This is a genomic window from Bacillus cereus ATCC 14579, from assembly GCF_000007825.1.
GTDB lineage: Bacteria > Bacillota > Bacilli > Bacillales > Bacillaceae_G > Bacillus_A > Bacillus_A cereus.
Window position 1 is genome coordinate 4622816 of sequence record NC_004722.1, and the last position, 18020, is coordinate 4640835.

Genomic DNA, 18020 nt, shown 5'->3' on the forward strand with positions numbered 1-18020 from the left:
AGTATACAGCAAAACCGTTTACTATACATTTGTTTCCTGCATAGCGGCAAATTCATCCTCAGAAATAAGGACATCTCTCGGTTTCGTTCCTCTACCTTCAGAAATAATTCCTTGCGATTCCATCTCTTCAATGAGACGTGCCGCGCGATTATAACCGATGCGGAATTTTCGCTGTACAGAAGATGTGGACGCTCCCCCTTGTTCTACAACAAATTGACATGCATCAAGGAACAATTCGTCTTCCGACTCAGCTTGTTCTGTTTTCGCTAATAAATCCTCTTGCTTAAATAAGTAATTCGGCTTCATTTGCTTTTTCACATGATCAACTGTTTTTTCAATCTCATCATCCGATACGTATACACCTTGTACACGAACTGGTTTAGATGTACCGTTCCCTAAGAATAACATATCACCACGGCCAAGTAATTTCTCCGCGCCCCCAATATCAATAATCGTACGCGAATCAACTTGAGATGATACAGTAAACGCAATACGCGTTGGAATGTTTGACTTAATTAAACCTGTAATAACATCTACAGATGGACGCTGCGTCGCTACTAATAAATGAATACCACAAGCACGTGCTTTTTGCGCAATACGACAAATCGCTTCCTCAACATCACCAGGTGCTACCATCATTAAATCGGCTAACTCGTCAATGACAATAACGATATAAGGTAATGTCTCTCCTGGAATTTCTCGCTCACTTACAATCGTATTGTAGCGAGTTAAATCACGAGCACCTGCGTGTGCAAACAATTCATAACGGCGTTCCATTTCCTCAACTGCCCATTTTAATGCAGCTGTCGCTGCTTTTACATCCGTAATAACAGGTGCTACAAGATGCGGAACAGAATTGTATGGTGCAAGCTCAACCATCTTCGGATCAATTAACATTAACTTCACTTCATGTGGTTTCGCTTTATATAAAATACTCGTTAAAATGGCGTTAATACACACACTTTTACCTGAACCCGTTGCACCCGCAATAAGTCCGTGCGGCATTTTTCGAATATCCGTTACAATTGGGTCCCCTGAAATATCAAGTCCAAGCGCAACAGTAAGCGGTGATTCACTCTTTGTGAATACAGGACTTCTTAAAATTTCGCGAAGAAATACTGGCTTGCTTTCTTTATTTGGAACTTCAATTCCAATTGCACTCTTCCCTGGAATCGGCGCTTCAATACGAATATCTTTCGCAGCTAAACTTAACTTAATATCATCACTTAAGTTTGTAATTTTATTTACTTTCACACCTGGGTCTGGCTGTACTTCAAAACGAGTTACCGCTGGCCCTTGCGATACATTAATAACATGTGCGCCAACGTGAAAATTATTAAACGTTGTATCTAATAATTCTTTCTGCTCCTCTAACCATTCTGTATTATCTAACGCTGATTGCTGTGGAATCGACAACAGCGCTAATGGTGGAACAGTATATGTCGGTGGTGTATGCAATACATTTCGCATATCGTTCTCTCTTTGATTTACAACATATGCTTTCTCTTGTACTTCCGTACTTGAAATTGGCTTTTGTACTTGCTCTACCACTACTTGCTGCATTGGTTGCTCTTCCACTTGTGGTTCTGCTACTACTTGCTGCACTGGGCGTTCTTCCACTTGTGGTTCTGCTACTTGCTGCACTGGGCGCTCTTCCACTTGTGGTTCTACTACCACCTGCTGCACTGGGCGCTCTTCCACTTGTGGTTCTACTACCACCTGCTGCACTGGACGTTCTTCCACTTGTGGTTCTACTACCACCTGCTGCATTGGGTTTTCTTCCACTTGTGGTTCTACTACCACCTGCTGCACTGGGCGCTCTTCCACTTGTGGTTCTACTACCCCCTGCTGCACTGCACGTTCTTCCACTTGTGGTTCTACTACCACCTGCTGCATTGGGTTTTCTTCCACTTGTGGTTCTGCTACTACTTGCTGCACTGGGCGTTCTTCCACTTGTGGTTCTGCTACCTCTTGTTGTACTGGCTTATTCTCTACTCGTACATTAGCAGAAGGCTGCATTGCATTTGCTCTAGCTGCATGTCTTTCCATTAATCGTGTTCTATCTTGTTTCAACATAACAACATTAAATGGTACATGGCGCTTTTTCTCACGTTTTGGTTCTTCTTTTTGTACAACTGGTTGCTCTTCTGCGATTGGTGTTTCTTCTACAACTCGTTGCTCTTCTACGACTGGCGCTTCTTCTACAACTCGTTGCTCTTCTACGACTGGCGCTTCTTCTACAACTCGTTGCTCTTCTACGACTGGCGCTTCTTCTACAACTCGTTGCTCTTCTGCGACCTGTGCTTCTTCTACAACTCGTCTATTTTCCTCTGTTTCTGCAATTAAAACATTCGCAAAGCTTTGAACATCTTTCTTCGTTTGTTCATCAGCCTCAGCAACATGTATGAATTCACTCTTTTGTTCAATTGCTTCATCTTCTTGCTGAATTTCCTCAAGTGCTACAAATGTCTCTACTACAGGCGCTTTTGTTTCTGCAATCACTTCTGTTTCTTCTGCTTCCGCAATTACTTCCACTTCTTCTGCTTCCGCAATTACTTCCACTTCTTCCGTTTCCGCAATTACTTCCACTTCTTCTGACTCTTCTGTTTCTGTAATTACTTCCACTTCTTCTAGCTCTTTCGCTTCCGCAATTACTTCCACTTCTTCTGACTCTTCTGTTTCTGCAATTACTTCCACTTCTTCTGACTCTTTCGCTTCCGCAATTACTTCCACTTCTTCTGACTCTTTCGCTTCCGCAATTACTTCCACTTCTTCTGACTCTTTCGCTTCCGCAATTACTTCCACTTCTTCTGACTCTTTCGCTTCCGCAATTACTTCCACTTCTTCTGACTCTTTCGCTTCCGCAATTACTTCCACTTCTTCTGACTCTTTCGCTTCCGCAATTACTTCCACTTCTTCTGACTCTTCTGTTTCTACAATCACTTCTACTTCTTCTGCTTCCGCAATTACTTCCACTTCTTCTGTTTCCATAACTACTTCTTCTGGCTCTTTCGTTTCTGCAATTACTTCCACTTCTTCTTCCACTTCTTCAGGTGCCTCTGTTTCCATAACTACTTCTTCAAGCTCTTCCGTTTCTGCAATTACTTCTACTTTTGACACTTCTTCTGGTATTTCCACAATGATTGTTTCTTCAAGTTTTTCTTCTGCTTTGACAATCACTGATTCTTCTGGAGCTTGCTTTTCTACTTCAATAGTAGGTTGTTTTATTTCTGTATTACGTTTAATTTCTTCTGATAATATTGTATCCTCGTGCTCTACTTTAGAAGCTACTAATTCTTCTTGTAGATTGTTTTCGTTTAACACCACTACATCTTTTTCTAGCTTAGCACTTTCCATCTGCTCAGCTACTGTTTTATGAAGTAATTCATCCGCTGAAACTTCCTGCGGTGTACTCATTTCTTTAATCACTTCTTTTTCTTCTACTAAAGGCACTTGGCGTTCAATTTCATAACCGTTTTTCTCTAGCCATTGATCAACTACTGACTTTTCTTCCTTTTTATTCTCTTCATATTGTTGCTCTCCTTGCTGGTTAGCAGCTCTATGACTAGAAGAAGTTGGTGCTTGTCCTTCTGAGAAATCAGATAATTTATATCCTTTTTTCTCTAACCATGCATCAACGACTGATTTACCCTCTACAGATATTTCAAGATCTTCTCTTTCTTTTACTTCCTCCTGCTTTTCAACCTTTTTCTCTACTGAAGGACGGTTATATCCATAAATTGGCGAAATCATTTCTGTTGGACGAAATGGTCTACGGTTACTCTCTTGCGAAGGTGCAGATGCCTTTTTAACGACAGACTCCCGCACCGGTTCATATTGCACTTCCGGTTCTTCATATGTAGAAACAACCTTTTCCACATACGGTCGTCTGCTTCTTTCCACCTTTATTCCTCTTTGGGCAGTCGGTTCTTCATATGCTACTCCTTGAACAGGTTGTTCTTCAAAGCGATTTACTTCGCTTTCATCCTCTTCATCGAACCCATTATCCGGTACTAAAGGAAAACGGCATTTACCTGCATTCCTACTTGCCATTTGTGCTTCTCTTGCTTCAGTGTAGTGGTTTACACGAGGAATTTTCGGCTGACTTTCAATTTGCTTTGGTACTTCTTTATTCATCGCTGTTTGTTCTTCCTCTTTGTTAAACAGCTTTTTCATCCAATCTAACATGCTTACCACTCTTTCTACTAAATAGTAACATCCTTTATTGTATCAGCATTCGGCAAAAAGTGCAGGTAAAATTAAGCATGTCATATTTATCCACAATATTCTAATTTACGAGTGTTTTCATATGGAAAAACGCAGCCTTTCATGTAAGACTGCGTTTAAGCTTTACTCTTCCGATATGCATCTACACTATCCGTTACACTTTGCAATAAAGAATTTACATACTGCGGGTCAGATAATTTTTTGTCTTCTTCATAGTTTGACATAAACCCAAGTTCTAATAACACACCAGGAACCTTTGCCCAATTAAATCCAGAAAGATCATCCCGAAATTTAATTCCATTTACTTTTACTTGCTGGTTCTCCCTCATTTTATTTACAATCATTTGAGAGATTTGAAGACTTTCCGCATAAATCTCTTTCGTATACGGACTTCCTTCTGCCGGCGTCAATACAGCAAACCCACTTTCGTTTGGATTTTCAGAACCATCTGCATGAAGACGTAAAAATAAATTCGCCTTATGATTATTTGCGAATGTCGCCCGTTCTTTATTACTTATATCAACGTCTTGTGATGTTCTCGTCATTAATACTTGTATCCCTTTTGCTTCAAGCTTTTCTTTTAATAAAAAAGCCATTTCTAATACAAGTACAGCCTCTCTCTTTTTCGTCACAACACCTGTTGTACCGTCTGTCACTTTATATTTTTGCGTTGTTGCCCCTGGTCCAATTGGCTCTAAATTTAAATTCGCTTTTTGTTGATGTCCTGGATCAATAACAACGAGAAACTTCTCTTGTTTTTCATTACCCTCTACTTTTTGTTCATTATTTTGCACTGGTTGCTCAGTTGGCTGTACTGGCGTAGTTTCTTCTTTCTTTTCCTCAGATGATACTTCCTCTTGCTTATGTTCTACTTGCTCATTCGTTTGAATTGCTTGTGACTCTTCATTCTTTTCTTGTTCTTGCTGCTTTTCTACCGGTGCGTCTTCTTTGGTATCTTTGTTTTTCTCTTGTATAGAAGATGTAGTTTCTTTTTTCGGCTGCTCTTGTGAACAACCGGCCATATATATTCCAATGAATGCAATCATGCTCATTATTTTTATATACTTCATACTTCTCTCCCATCACTTTGCACCGGATTCAAAGTTTTTCTTATAATTGCCCTATAATCTCATCCATATTTCCAATATAAACTGGCTGCCATTTTTCTGTACCACGTTCTGCAGTATAAACCGGATAAGCGTCATCATCTATATTTACGAAAACTGGATCGCCCATATCCGTTTCATATCCAATTGTAATCCATCCTTCTTGCCACTTTCCGTTTTCTTCACTTATTAATGAATTTTTATGTTTATCGTATCGGTAACCGATTTGTCCTTTTTCTAATTCACTTTCACTAAACACATATATTTCATAAGTACCTAGCTCAATATCTTGCTGTTTTGAAGTTTCAATTCGTTTTAGAAGTTCTGCGATTTTTATTTGTTGTTTCATACGTCTATCCCCTTCTATTTTTCTAAATTTTAACTAGTTTGTTTATAAAATACAATATAGATTTTAAGAAAAAAGGTGACATCCTTATAATATGAATGATTTTTTGAATATATCTGTCACAACTCTACATATATCAACGATTTTTCAAATATATCTATCGTAACTCTACATATATCAACGATTCGACACGGAATATCGACTTACCAACAAAAAATGACAAAACAAAAAGAGAGGCTGCCCAAAAGGACAACCTCTCTTTTCTTATATCAATTAAAATTTAAACTCTTGTCCAACTTCAAAGCTATCTTCTAATACAAGAATACCTTTTTCTTGTGGAGCATCTGGAAGCTCTAATTCACGTGCAGAGCAGATCATTCCAGAAGAAGGAACACCGCGAAGTTCTGCTGGTTTAATTAACATACCACTTGGCATTACAGCACCAATTTTTGCAACGACAACTTTTTGTCCTGCATCAACGTTTGGTGCACCACATACGATTTGTAATGTTTCTGTACCGATTTCTACTTTACAGATGTTTAGCTTGTCAGCATTTGGATGCTTTTCTTTTTCAGCTACATAGCCTACAACAAATTTCGGAGAAAGATCTGCTTCTACTGTTTCTTCAAAGCCATTCTTCGCTAAAATTTCGTTGATTTTCTCTACAAGCTCTTTCGTTAATGTAAGGTTGCCTGTTTCTTTTACTTCTAAGTAAGAAGATGCATTAAAGATGTTGAATCCTGCTGTTACATTGCTTTCACGATCATATACGCGTGCAACATCTCCTTTGCGATCAAAAGTACGGTTCTCTAAAGTAATATCTTGTAAGGCAACAATTAAAGTGTCACCAATTCCTTCAAGGTTGTAAAAAACGTTCACTTCGTTCATCCTTTCTCTTTTCCATCTGTCTTCTTCCGATTTTTCGCTAAAATAAAGATTGGTTCAAATTCTCCATCTTCATATACGAATGAAAGTGATGTAATCGGAACATGCCCTTCGGCAAAAAATTTCATTGTCATTTGTGCAATAATATCATAACCGATTTCGTTGACGATATCAGCAATAATTAATACATCTTGGTGAGGAACAGCAACAACCATGTCACCAGAAATCTTTTCACGCATCGATTGTAGTAACGATTCGTTTAAAATACGAGTCGCGTCATACCCATCATTTGTGTTTAAAAAGTAGAATGTATTACCCGCTACTGTGTCTTGTTTAAATTCATAACCTAATGAGCGTGCGTTGAATAATGCCATTTCACGCACTTGCTGTTCTGTAAGTTCTAATTTTTGTAATAGACGCTCATCAATTAGTCGATACGTTTTATTCGAATCTAGCGCGTAGTAAATACGTGTTTCCGCCGTATGATCCGTCATAATAAACGGATTTCCTTCTTCTGCTTGTTTCGGGAAAGAAGTAGAGCGAATAACAGGTAAAATTTTCGCTCCGCTATTTTCTTCTTTATGCATCGCAATTAGCGCTTCTTGTACGTAATAAGCAACTTCTTCAATTGCCTTTTCCTTGTTCACTTCCCATTTTGCCACAACTCCTGGAAGCGATACGTTAATACCTTTTTTGGAGTCTTTTTGTTCAATACGTAAAACTTCTTTCTCACTATCATACTGAAAGTCCCATTCTGGGCGAGATAATTTCTTTATTAACTCATCTTTCATCTTTTTACTTGTCATCTTCATCTCTTTTTTCCTCCCTTCCAAAAAAATAACCTCCCCCGCGAAGGTAGAGGTTGTTTTACAATTCAATTGGCAAATTGCCTTATTTTAAACCTTCAATGAACTCTTCGATTTGTTCTTGTGTTTTACGATCTTTGTTTACATAGCGACCAGTTTCTTCACCTTTATTGTACGCTACAAAGCTCGGAATGCCAAATACGTCTAATTTTACACATAGATCAATAAACTCATCACGATCTACATAGTAAAATGAGAAATCACTATATTTCTCTTCTACTTCTGGCATAAATGGATCTACAAAGCGGCAGTCTGGGCACCATTCTGCTGAGAACATAAAGACTACATTCTCTTCATTTTTTAACTGTTGGAATTGCTCCATGCTTTCTAATGACTTCATCTATATTTCCTCCTCTAACGGGTGCATTTTTCATGTTATAATCTTTCTTTTATACTACCATACATCGCGTACGGTGCAAGGTTTATGCTTGCTTTTTGTCATACTTATATTGCCCAACTAACAACTTAACAACGTGTACAAATAATTCCGTGCGGTCGACATAATCATCTGTAAAAATACCGATAGCACCTTCGTGACTACGAATATCTTTTCGCTGCACAAACTCTTCCATCACTTCGCTTAATTCCTTACCATCTTCAAGAGGTGCTAAAAAATCGTCTGGTAACGTAATACGCGCTCCTCCGGCCACAAATACTTTCCCATCCATTGTTGCTAGCGCGCCCCAGTTACACATAAATAAACCGTGCTCCGTTTTCATTACGCCGCCTTCTAGCCCAATACCAATTGGAGCTTCTCCTTCCTCTAGCGCTCGCTTCGCTCTATTAATCGCTCCTTGCATCGTCTCTTCATCTGAGAAAGGCTGAGCTGATACTCCTGACGGAACAGAAAGAGATGTAATTTCAGCATCTTTCCAAACCTTCTCCACAGCGCCAACCTTCGTTTTATTCTTTGATCCTACTACTACTTTCCATTTCGTTCACCTCTATAAAAATTCATCATTCTATTCTAATATCCCTATCAGATACGAATTAAGCATCAACCACTACCACATATCACCAAGTCATCTATTCAGCCTAAAAAAGAAGGTTTTTTCTAACAACATTACCGTCTTCAAAAACAAAAACAGCCTTCCTCTCACTTCCTACTTGGAGTCTTCATACATCATTCGAACACCAATTAAGCACTGACCGCTCCCACTCATCGCTGGGTCATCTATTCAATCTAAAAAAGAAGGTTTTTTCTAACAACATTACCGTCTTCAAAAACAAAAACAGCCTTCCTCTCTTTTCCTATCCAGGGTCTTAATACACCATTCGAGCACCAATTAGGCACTGACCGCTCCCACTCATGGATGGGTCATCTATTCAAGCTAAAAAAAGAAAGGCTCTTCAGCCCTTCTTCCTCTCTACGCGTTATTCTTAATTGTCTCTAACGTCGTTTTATCTGTTGTTCTTACAAGCTTCGTAATTAATTCTTTCGCCGCTGCATAATCATCAACATGTAAAATTGAAGCATGTGTATGAACGTAGCGTGCACAAACACCAATTACTGCTGATGGGATACCAGAGTTACTTGTATGTACACGGCCCGCATCTGTACCACCTTGTGAAATAAAGTATTGGTACGGAATATTGTTTGTTTCTGCTGTATCTAAAATGAATTCGCGTATTCCTCTATGTGTTACCATCGTGCGATCGTAAATACGAAGAAGAGCACCTTTTCCTAATTGACCGAACTGTGTTTTGTCACCAGATGCATCGTTTGCTGGACTTGCATCAAGCGCATAGAAAATATCTGGTTGAATCATATTTGCAGCTGTTTGCGCTCCGCGGAGGCCTACTTCTTCTTGTACAGTAGCACCAGAGTATAAAGTGTTTGGTAATGTTTCATCTTTTAATTCTTTTAACAATTCGATTGCAAGACCACATCCGTAACGGTTGTCCCAAGCTTTCGCCATAATTTTCTTCTCATTTGCCATCGGTGTAAACGGGCAGATTGGCACGATTTGTTGTCCTGGTTTTACACCAATCTCAATCGCATCTTCATAGCTATCTGCACCTATATCAATTAACATATTTTTTATATCCATCGGTTTTGCACGTTGCGCGTCACTTAATAAATGAGGAGGAATAGAACCAACAACCCCAATAACAGGACCATTCTTCGTCATAACTTGTACACGCTGTGCTAATAAAACTTGGCTCCACCAGCCGCCTAACGTTTGAAAACGAAGCATTCCGTTTTTCGTAATTTGCGTAACCATGAAACCTACTTCATCCATATGACCTGCTACAAGAACACGCGGGCCAGTTTCGTCCCCTTTTTTCAGACCAAATACGCTACCTAAACCGTCTTGTACAATTTCATCCGCATATTTGCTTAATTCTTGTTTCATAAAACGGCGTACATCATGTTCAAAACCTGATGCACCTTGTAATTCTGTTAACGTACGAAATAATTGTAATGTCTCTTTATTCACGAAGTCCCCTTCTTTCAAACCTTAGTAGAATACCTCTTTTATTGTAACGAAATTTTCGAAATGTTTCTAGTTTCTTCTTTTTTAGCTGTATTTGCTTTATAATTATTATCGGTACACTATTTTTATTTTATAGAATTGAGGTGAATATATGAGCTGGAAAGGTTTAGTAGCAGGTCTTGGCGTTGGGTTCGCAGCTGGTTATCTCGTTGCAAACAAAGTACAAGAACAATCCCATATTTCTTCAGAAAAAGCATTGAAAATGGTGAAACAAGCATTAAGTCATAAAGGTGAAATTACTGGCTCTTGGGTACATATGGTTCCAGAGACATTTGAAAAATATGATGTCGCATATGAAGTTTATCGCGGCGGTCTTACAACAATGTTAAATGATATACAAGAACGATTTGAATTTTTAGTTGATGCTAAAACAGGTACTGTTTTAGAGGTTATAGCAGCATAAAAAGGAGGGTTCCCATTAGGTGAACCTCTTATTTTTTAATTGTGGGTATTGATTAAAATTATATCAGCGATTTCCCAATTATATCGATTTATCAACAAAACCCGACAATAAAAAAGAGGCTGCTCCAATAAATATGATGGAACAACCTCCTATTTTTATGCTTCTATACTCGTTTTCCGTTCTATTTTTTCTACGATATGCCCTTCCTCATTCCACTTCACAGCGCGATAATATGCATCATGGTAAAACGTAAACCATGCCTCTTTTTCAGCACCATACTTCATCCACTTTTGCTTATTTTCAATCGAGGTCATCGGATAATCATCGTATGCCATTACCCATAATACATTTTGATGCGCATGCGTCGGTAAGAGATCCGCTAAGTGTAGCATCGTTTCCCCTTGACTCTCCAAAGCGATAACTGCATGTCCATCACTATGACCACCCGTACGCGCCATCTTGATTTCATCTGTAATTTCTATTTCTTGCTGGAACGTAACAACTTGATCTACAATTGGCTCCCAATTTTCCTTCCAATATGTATTACGTGATCTAATGTTTGGATTCCTCATTTCATTCCATTCTGTTTCACTTACGTAAACTTTCGCATTTGGAAATGACGGTACAAGGTGATCATCTTCCCATTTTGTTAGACCAGATGCATGATCAAAATGAAGATGTGTCATCAAGACGTAGTCGATATCTTCAGGCTTTAATCCTAATTTTTCTAATGATTCATAAACCGATGATTCTTCTGTTACACCTTGATTTCGTTTCATCTTCTCATTCAACTTACCGTTTCCTATCCCGGAATCAATGAGCATATTTCCATCTTTTGTTTGCAAAAGTAACGGATCTGTTCGTAAATAAATATGATTTGTATCATTATGTTTATATTTACGTGACCAAAGTACTTTCGGCACGACTCCAAACATTGCTCCTCCATCTAAATGTGTATTCCCGCCTTTTAACCACGTTACTTTTATATCTCCAATTTGTAACTGTTCCATTACACATCCCCCTTTTCAATTAATCTTAACATAAAATTCTGATTATTTTAGATGTAAAAAAACCTACGCATTACTGCATAGGCTCTGTACGATATTTTGCTTCAACTCGGTAAATACGATGACCTTTACTAGAGAATTTCTCTTCGTATTCAGTCATGATGTTACCTTCAAAGTCGCTGTTATGAAGATCTAAGCTTAAGTACGTTAGTAACATACCGTACTCAGCCATACTCATAAGAGAATATTCAAATAAACCTTGGTTATCTGTTTTGAAATGAATTTCTCCGCCTTCTACTAACACTTCTTCGTAATTACGTAAAAATGTTTTATACGTTAAACGACGCTTCGTATGACGTTTCTTTGGCCATGGATCTGAGAAGTTTAAATAAACGCGATCAATTTCACCTTTCGCAAAGAAAACTGTTAAATCTTCAGCATCTTTATTAATTAACTTTAAGTTTGGTAATTCTTCTTCAATTAATTTATCAAGTGCATCTACAACAACACTTGTGAATTTTTCAATTCCAATATAATTAATATGTGGATTCGCTTTCGCCATATCATACATGAAGCGGCCACGACCTGTACCTACTTCAATGTGAATTGGTTGTTCGTTTCCAAATACTTCTTTCCAGCTACCAGCGCGCTCCTCTGGGTTTCCGATTACGATATGTGAATATTCATTAATTCGATCCATTGCATACGGTTTATGTCTTAAACGCATAGATGTTTCCCTCTCTTTACATAGCTATTTTAAAGGAATAATTCCTTCTTTCTTTTTTAATCAATCTACCAAACAAAAAACCAAGTACGTACGAGCACTCGGTCCGTTTCTTTCAAGTATAAGATGTACCATTTTGATAAAAACTACATACAGCATTAAACATTCCATGACGAAACAGCTTTTTCTCTTACATTTGAAGAGAAAAACAATCGAAAGGATGATCCGTTCATGCCAATTAATCAACAACATCAATTAGAAGTGCTGAAAGATATTTTAGTCAACCACCAAAGTGATTGCTGCGGGACAGTTTCAGAATGCGAGCAATTAGAGCGCCTCATTCAATCGTTACTCGCAAACGATAATATAAGTAGTGACGCTAAAACAATGCTAAACGATGTATATTCTTATAGTCAATCGGGTAAATCTTCCTCTAATTTGGACAACCATATTTCCAATAATCAAGAACAACTTACTCAGTGGATTGCTGGAATGGACAATTTTTCTTAAGTATCATTCTGAAGCAAGTAGTTGCTGTAAATATTGATGCCAATATTCAGCTTCTGCTTGCTGTTTTTTTGTTGTATGCCATTGAATAGACAAAATCGTTTGTGCTATCACATACCATCTCATACGCCTAAGCAGCGATTCATCCATTTCAATATCATAGTAACCGAGCCACTCACTCCATTCCTGGCGCGGAATGTACCAATATAATAACATACCGAGGTCTAGAGCTGGGTCAGCAATTACAGCTCCATCCCAATCAATTAAAAACAATTCATCTTCATCCGACAATAGCCAGTTGTTATGGTTTACATCACAATGGCATACAACGAATTCATTGTATTCAATAGCTTTTAATGAATCCATTAAATATTGAAGGCCTTGCTGAATTGTTTCATCATCCCTTATATCTCCTCTTAAAACGAGTTGCAGTTGTTGTAATAACTCTTGTGCGTGAAGCGGCTGCTTCCCAAGTCTTTGAATCATCTGTACAAGCGCTTTAGAGGAGTGTATTTTCTTCAAAAGTTTCGCAACACGTTCTAGTTTCATATCCTCTGGCTCTAGCTTCTGTCCCGGAAGCCATTTTTGAGCAGAAATTACATCACCATTCGTTACCCTTCTTGTCCAAAGTAATTTTGGAACAATTCCTTCTGCTGACAATACCGCTAAAAAGGGCGATGTATTCCGCTTTAAAAATAACTTCTGTTGTCCGTTTTGCGCAATATATGCATCGCCCGTTACTCCACCAGCCGGTACAAGACTCCACTCTTTTCCTAATAATTGTTCCAACCATTCCATATTCATTACCCGTTAACAAATCCTTATCTTTTATAGTTATGAAAAGAAAAACCGCAACATTTCTACACATGTTGTGGATTCATATATTTTACTGTAAATGAAAAGAAAAATTAGCCTAAGCCAAAAATCCTCTATTTTATTTTACAAAACCTGTCATAGAATGACAACTTATCAAAATCGTCACCTTTGTCAATTCTACATTTATTACATTCTCATCGTCAAGTAGCGATTTGTCACATTATCGTCAATATATACGTGCTAATTGGAGCGAGCTTAAGTTCCTTTCCTCTAAATGAAGAAATTGGCTCTATTTTCGCTTCGTTTTCGTTTACTAACACATGCCACGTTACTTCTTTCGGAAGTTGCACAGTTTTAGCTTCTAAACCGCTATTAAATAAGACGATAATCTCTTTCCACGGCCCAAACGTTTCTACATGCTCTAGGTGATATGCAAGTACTTCTATAGATGTTTGTAAAAAAGTCATATGTTTTTTTATAAGGTCTGCGCTTTGTAATCGGAATGCCCCATGCTCTTTACGAATCGCAATTAAACCTTTTATATAGTTAACGGTCTCTATCTCTTTCTCTTTTTGATCCCAATCTAATTGATTGATCTTATCATTTGCATTATAACTATTTTCATTTCCTTTCTTCGTACGATAAAACTCTTGCCCTGCGTGTAAGAAAGGAATGCCTTGTGAAAGAATAACCATTGCGCTCGCTAACAGGTGACGTTTTTTCAAAATCGTTTCTGATTCTTCATTACTGCGCACTAGTTTATCCCACATCGTCATATTATCATGACATTCTACATAGTTAATGCTTTGCGCTGGCTCTAGAAACAGCCCTGTTTCTTTCATACTTAAAAGACTTCCTGCTGCAATATACTGCAAATGATTACAGTCTACATGCCCACCAAATGCAAAACCACGCTTATTTATATGAAATGTACTCCCTTTTATCCCATCACGAAATTGATCATTAAACTGCGCGATATGTGGCATTTTCTTCGCATTATTTAACGTTGCTTTTTCCTCACGAGGAAGCGGTGTTTGTAAATCCCATCCTTCTCCTAATAACAAAGCATCTCTTTTTATGTTTCGCACTTCTTTTTCTATCATATTCATTGTATCAACATCTAAAATTCCCATTAAGTCGAATCGGAATCCATCGACATTGTATTCAGTAAGCCAATATAAAATAGACTCTACAATGAATTTCCTCATCATTTTCCGTTCAGACGCTATATCATTTCCGACTCCCGTCCCATTAGAAGGCATACCATCTTCACCATGACGAAAATAATATCCTGGAACAAGCTTTTCAAATGATGATAGCTCTCTTTCATAAACATGATTATATACAACATCTATAATCACCCTAATACCTTGTTTATGAAATGTTTCAATTAGTTGTTTGCACTCAACTATCCTGTTATACGGATCAGAGGGGTTTGTAGCATAATATCCTGTTGGTGCATTGTAATATAATGGATTATATCCCCAATTATAGGCGGACGAAGGATTCGCCTCATCTACACCACCGAAACAATATAAAGGTAATAGTTCAACATGTGTAACACCTAAATCTTTTATATGAGACAACCCTGTTAATGTCCCATTCCGTCCTGTTGTTCCCTCTTCCATCAATCCTTTATATGTTCCCTTTTGAATTACTCCACTATTTGGATGTATAGTCGCATCACGAATATGCAGTTCATACAATATGGCATCTGTCATTGATTGTAATGTTGGTAATCCCTCTCGTCTTGTTACATTCGTTTTTTCTAAATTGATAACAACACCATGTTTTCCATTTACCGTCACCGACTTTGCATAAGGATCCACAGCTTCGTTCCATATTAAATTAATACAAACAAGAAATGTATAGCGTGCTCCGTTTAAATCACCTTGTAATGTTTGGAATCCAAACTCCCGTTTTCTCCCCTGTACATTTCATGATCGGTATATTCTTTATCGCTCTTATAAATTCTTACTTTCGCAAGCCTTGCAGTTGGGGCCCATACTTTAAATGTCGTTTCTTCTTTTTGATAAACAGCACCTAAATCTGTACCTTCGTAATAATACTTTTCATCGAAACTTTTTGTTCGAATAACAGCACCTATTTGTAAATCAGTTTCTTCATTCCGTTCATCTCGTACTGTATAATACTTCCCCACATCTAGCGGCTCTTCTATAAAGCACTCATACTTCGTTGCATCTGGAAGCGCAATAGTATGAGCAATCGGTAAATCTTTCACATTACTTCCTTCTTGCAAACGAAATGTCCGACTTGTTCCATACGCATGTGGGAGCAAAATTGTAATTTTATTCATTTCATCTAAATAGGCATCAAATGGACGTTTTACTTTCAACATAAAAAAATCACCATCATTCTCAAAGTTAAAATAAAGTGAAACTTTAATGAGCGAGAAAATTTCTCCATCCTCACTTATTATTAGCCTTCACCAATTAGGCGAGATAAAATGAGCTGCAAATGATAAGGCTTTTCTTATCAACAAGACTCTATACAGTAACTCCATTCTTCTCTATAGTATATTCACCTGCATAAAAAACGTTTTCAACATTCTATTTTTGTAATTTTATTTCAGCAATCGATTTATACTTCGGGGTTTCTTTCACGTGGGATTCGTATAAAGTAATTGTATCTGCTTGAAATGATATTTCAGGCACTTCTTTTATACTTTCTAAACGAAACTTTTCTTCTCCTATCCATTTACGAGCAACGGTAATATGCGGGTGATATGGGCGTGTTTCTAGAGAAAATCCATTTTCTTCACAAATGGCATGTATTTGCTTTTGCAACTGAAACAAATCGTGATTCTCACTTACCTTCGCCCAAAAAATACGAGGCTGATCTTCCCTACCAAACGTTGAAAAACCTTGTAATGTGAACGATAGTTCTTTTGTTTCTGCAATTGTTTTTAATCCATTCTTTATTCCCTCTAATTGTTCCCCCGTTGCACTCCCTAAAAATGAAAGGGTAATATGATAGTCTTCTTTATGTACCCATGAACGAAATTGTAATTCCTCTTGCATATCCTCTTTATAGTTAGACAGCATTTCTTTTATATGATTCGGTAACGTAATTGCGACAAAATAATGCAGTTCCATGTACATCTTCTCCTTCTTTTCTATTGTTGCTTTTCTTTCTTATCTCATTCAGGTAAAAAGAAGCCGCTCTCCAAAATAGAGAGCGGACATTATTTATATATCCATTACTTCGCTAATTCATGAATTGCTTGCGCGTAAATTGCTGTTGCTTTCAATAAGTCTTCAATTTCGATATACTCATCTTTTTGATGCGCAAGTTCTTCTTTTCCAGGGAATAGCGGGCCAAATGCCACACCAGCTTTTAATGAACGAGCATAAGTACCGCCGCCGATTGCTAATAGTTCTGCTTTTTCACCTGTTTGTTCTTCATACACACGTTGTAACGTACGGATTAATACGTGATCTTTATCGACGTGATGTGGGCGAGAATTAGAATAGTCAGCCACTTCAAAACCATGCGTACCAACATATTCTTTCAACTTCACAATTGTTTCTTCAAAGTTAGTTGTAACTGGGTAACGTACGTTTAGCCCTAAGTTACCACCGTTTTCTTTCGTATAAGAAATGCGACCGACATTCACTGTTAACGGACCGCTAATTTCATCTTTGTAAGCAATAGTAGCTTTTTCACCAAAAATATCACCAGTAAATGTTTCTGTTGCAAATGTCGCAAATGCAGTTGCTTTTCCATCAAGTGAAACTGTAGTTAAGAAGTTTGCTAATAATAAACCTGCATTTTCTCCTTTTTCAGGAGTAGATCCGTGCGCTGAAATTCCTTCTATTTGCAACGTCACTGTATTTCCTTCTATAGTCGATTTCCCTATTTTTTTAGCAGTTTGTAAATACTCTTCATATGCTACTGTAAGTGCATTTACATCTTCTCCTGTAATAACCGCTTCTGCAAAATCAGGAACCATATTTAAACGGCGCCCTGAATCAAATGAAACAAGTTCATATGTACCTTTTTTCTCTTCACTACCATTTTGCACAACTTGTATATCAGAAATTCCTTTTTCTGCATTAATAATTGGAAAATCCGCGTCTGGCGCAAAACCGATTGTTGGCATTTCTTCGTTTTTAAAGTAGTGATCTACACATTTCCAATTGCTTTCCTCATCTGTTCCTATAATCATACGAACACGTTTGGAAAGAGGTAAGCCTAATTCTTTCACAATTTTCATCGCATAATATGCTGCCATCGTTGGGCCTTTATCGTCAATTGCACCACGTGCAAAAATCTTTCCGTCGCGAATATCTGCACTATATGCAGGAGTCGTCCAGCCATCTCCTTCTGGTACAACGTCAACGTGACAGAGAATACCTACTAATTCTTCTCCTTGCCCCATTTCAAGATGACCTGCATATCCTTCTAAATTTTTAGAAGTAAAACCTTCAGTTTCTCCTTTATGTAACATGAAAGATAAAGCTTTTTCTACACCTTCACCGAATGGTGCGCCCTCTTTCGCAGATTCTTCTTCCCATACACTTTTAATTTGTAAAAATTGTTGTGTATCACGAATTAAATCATCTTTTCGTTTCGCAACTTCTTCTGTCCAATTAATTGCTGACATCACGCATC

The 18020-nt window shown here is 37.8% G+C and carries 15 protein-coding genes and 1 pseudogene; 2 read left to right on the forward strand and 14 right to left on the reverse strand.

Annotated features, from left to right (window positions below; all coding sequences use genetic code 11):
* Positions 1-21 precede the first annotated feature (21 nt).
* The 8 genes from BC_RS23385 to BC_RS23420 all read right to left on the reverse strand — a co-directional run bounded on the left by BC_RS23385 (position 22) and on the right by BC_RS23420 (position 9871).
* Entirely contained in the window at positions 22-4188 is a 4167-nt protein-coding gene (locus BC_RS23385; RefSeq protein ID WP_000888025.1) for a DNA translocase FtsK, read from the reverse strand.
* Positions 4189-4343: 155 nt separating this feature from the next.
* On the reverse strand, positions 4344-5297 hold the full coding sequence (locus BC_RS23390; RefSeq protein WP_000874046.1) for an N-acetylmuramoyl-L-alanine amidase: 954 nt from the start codon (positions 5295-5297) through the stop codon (positions 4344-4346).
* A 40-nt stretch (positions 5298-5337) separates the two neighbouring features.
* The gene (locus tag BC_RS23395; RefSeq protein ID WP_000813166.1) at positions 5338-5682 is read right to left on the reverse strand and encodes a hypothetical protein; all 345 of its coding nucleotides are present in this window, start codon (positions 5680-5682) and stop codon (positions 5338-5340) included.
* Between the two features lie 270 nt (positions 5683-5952).
* Positions 5953-6567: a YtpR family tRNA-binding protein gene (gene ytpR, locus BC_RS23400; RefSeq protein WP_001006770.1), complete on the reverse strand. Its 615-nt coding sequence runs from the start codon at positions 6565-6567 to the stop codon at positions 5953-5955.
* Complete coding sequence (locus BC_RS23405) at positions 6564-7376, reverse strand: DUF1444 domain-containing protein (RefSeq protein WP_000784588.1); 813 nt, start codon at positions 7374-7376, stop codon at positions 6564-6566. The genes ytpR and BC_RS23405 overlap by 4 nt, the downstream gene beginning before the upstream one ends.
* Positions 7377-7455: 79 nt before the next feature.
* Entirely contained in the window at positions 7456-7770 is a 315-nt protein-coding gene (locus tag BC_RS23410) for a thioredoxin family protein (protein ID WP_000838193.1), read from the reverse strand.
* Between the two features lie 82 nt (positions 7771-7852).
* On the reverse strand, positions 7853-8317 hold the full coding sequence (locus BC_RS23415; RefSeq protein ID WP_000416993.1) for a DUF84 family protein: 465 nt from the start codon (positions 8315-8317) through the stop codon (positions 7853-7855).
* A gap of 480 nt (positions 8318-8797) precedes the next feature.
* Positions 8798-9871: a M42 family metallopeptidase gene (locus BC_RS23420; protein ID WP_001031514.1), complete on the reverse strand. Its 1074-nt coding sequence runs from the start codon at positions 9869-9871 to the stop codon at positions 8798-8800.
* A gap of 148 nt (positions 9872-10019) precedes the next feature.
* Here BC_RS23420 and BC_RS23425 point away from each other — a divergent pair, with 148 nt between their 5' ends.
* Positions 10020-10331 (forward strand): PepSY domain-containing protein, encoded by a 312-nt coding sequence (locus BC_RS23425; protein WP_000118543.1) that lies wholly within the window; start codon positions 10020-10022, stop codon positions 10329-10331.
* Positions 10332-10486: 155 nt separating this feature from the next.
* Here the strand turns inward: BC_RS23425 and BC_RS23430 are convergent, their stop codons facing one another.
* Both BC_RS23430 and trmB read right to left on the reverse strand, forming a co-directional pair.
* A complete protein-coding gene (locus BC_RS23430; RefSeq protein ID WP_000436855.1) occupies positions 10487-11341 on the reverse strand; it encodes a YtnP family quorum-quenching lactonase in 855 nt (284 codons plus the stop codon).
* Positions 11342-11411: 70 nt separating this feature from the next.
* A complete protein-coding gene (trmB, locus tag BC_RS23435) occupies positions 11412-12065 on the reverse strand; it encodes a tRNA (guanosine(46)-N7)-methyltransferase TrmB (protein WP_001239385.1) in 654 nt (217 codons plus the stop codon).
* 228 nt (positions 12066-12293) lie between these two features.
* Between trmB and BC_RS23440 the strand changes: the two genes are divergently transcribed.
* Positions 12294-12572 carry a YtzH-like family protein gene (locus tag BC_RS23440; RefSeq protein ID WP_001122235.1) on the forward strand — a complete coding sequence of 93 codons (279 nt, stop codon included), beginning with the start codon at positions 12294-12296 and terminating at the stop codon, positions 12570-12572.
* A gap of 3 nt (positions 12573-12575) precedes the next feature.
* Here BC_RS23440 and BC_RS23445 read toward each other — a convergent pair whose 3' ends face one another.
* From BC_RS23445 to pepV, 4 genes and pseudogenes are all read right to left on the reverse strand, one after another.
* Entirely contained in the window at positions 12576-13373 is a 798-nt protein-coding gene (locus BC_RS23445) for a phosphotransferase family protein (protein WP_001986674.1), read from the reverse strand.
* Between the two features lie 227 nt (positions 13374-13600).
* Positions 13601-15744, reverse strand: a pseudogene (pulA, locus tag BC_RS23450) (type I pullulanase).
* Between the two features lie 211 nt (positions 15745-15955).
* Positions 15956-16501 carry an RNA 2',3'-cyclic phosphodiesterase gene (gene thpR / locus BC_RS23455; RefSeq protein WP_000418986.1) on the reverse strand — a complete coding sequence of 182 codons (546 nt, stop codon included), beginning with the start codon at positions 16499-16501 and terminating at the stop codon, positions 15956-15958.
* A 104-nt stretch (positions 16502-16605) separates the two neighbouring features.
* Positions 16606-18012 (reverse strand): dipeptidase PepV, encoded by a 1407-nt coding sequence (gene pepV, locus BC_RS23460; protein ID WP_001274260.1) that lies wholly within the window; start codon positions 18010-18012, stop codon positions 16606-16608.
* Positions 18013-18020 lie beyond the last annotated feature (8 nt).

What these genes read in the sequence shown, in the direction of transcription:
- pepV (WP_001274260.1), bottom strand. Translation starts at nt 18,012, where the DNA reads ATGTCAGCAATTAATTGGACAGAAGAAGTTGCGAAACGAAAAGATGAT.
- BC_RS23440 (WP_001122235.1), top strand. Translation starts at nt 12,294, where the DNA reads ATGCCAATTAATCAACAACATCAATTAGAAGTGCTGAAAGATATTTTA.
- BC_RS23445 (WP_001986674.1), bottom strand. Translation starts at nt 13,373, where the DNA reads ATGAATATGGAATGGTTGGAACAATTATTAGGAAAAGAGTGGAGTCTT.
- BC_RS23385 (WP_000888025.1), bottom strand. Translation starts at nt 4,188, where the DNA reads ATGTTAGATTGGATGAAAAAGCTGTTTAACAAAGAGGAAGAACAAACA.
- ytpR (WP_001006770.1), bottom strand. Translation starts at nt 6,567, where the DNA reads ATGAACGAAGTGAACGTTTTTTACAACCTTGAAGGAATTGGTGACACT.
- BC_RS23425 (WP_000118543.1), top strand. Translation starts at nt 10,020, where the DNA reads ATGAGCTGGAAAGGTTTAGTAGCAGGTCTTGGCGTTGGGTTCGCAGCT.
- BC_RS23390 (WP_000874046.1), bottom strand. Translation starts at nt 5,297, where the DNA reads ATGAAGTATATAAAAATAATGAGCATGATTGCATTCATTGGAATATAT.
- BC_RS23430 (WP_000436855.1), bottom strand. Translation starts at nt 11,341, where the DNA reads ATGGAACAGTTACAAATTGGAGATATAAAAGTAACGTGGTTAAAAGGC.
- BC_RS23405 (WP_000784588.1), bottom strand. Translation starts at nt 7,376, where the DNA reads ATGAAGATGACAAGTAAAAAGATGAAAGATGAGTTAATAAAGAAATTA.
- trmB (WP_001239385.1), bottom strand. Translation starts at nt 12,065, where the DNA reads ATGCGTTTAAGACATAAACCGTATGCAATGGATCGAATTAATGAATAT.
- BC_RS23410 (WP_000838193.1), bottom strand. Translation starts at nt 7,770, where the DNA reads ATGAAGTCATTAGAAAGCATGGAGCAATTCCAACAGTTAAAAAATGAA.
- thpR (WP_000418986.1), bottom strand. Translation starts at nt 16,501, where the DNA reads ATGGAACTGCATTATTTTGTCGCAATTACGTTACCGAATCATATAAAA.
- BC_RS23395 (WP_000813166.1), bottom strand. Translation starts at nt 5,682, where the DNA reads ATGAAACAACAAATAAAAATCGCAGAACTTCTAAAACGAATTGAAACT.